Origin of the sequence: Bacillus sp. SIMBA_005 (genome assembly GCF_046535585.1) — a bacterium.
Classification (GTDB): Bacteria; Bacillota; Bacilli; order Bacillales; family Bacillaceae; genus Bacillus; species Bacillus pumilus.
This window is the reverse complement of sequence record NZ_JAWRWI010001062.1, coordinates 1-241: the sequence shown is the minus strand read 5'-3', so window position 1 is coordinate 241 and position 241 is coordinate 1. Positions and strand designations below refer to the sequence as shown.

Genomic DNA, 241 nt, shown 5'->3' with positions numbered 1-241 from the left:
CGTATCTGTCGGGGCTCCTGCAAGAACTGTGGGCCCAGTACGGGGCATAAAAAACTTCTCTTGACCGGAGAAGTTTTTTTCAAGCTCTGCGTCAGTTGTGCCGGAAGAGAAAAATTTGTATGATGAAAAGCAGGAAACGACTGGGGGTTAACAGTATGCATAAAAAAGATATCATCAGGCTGCTTGAAACGATTGCGGTCTATATGGAACTGAAAGGGGACAACCCGTTTAAAATATCAGC

1 protein-coding gene is annotated in these 241 nt (G+C 44.8%); it reads left to right on the top strand.

Translation table 11 applies throughout. From position 1 onward, the window contains the following. Positions 1-155: 155 nt before the first annotated feature. Positions 156-241: hypothetical protein (locus tag SB660_RS23370; protein ID WP_410584954.1), on the top strand; the 86-nt coding region annotated here is incomplete at its 3' end.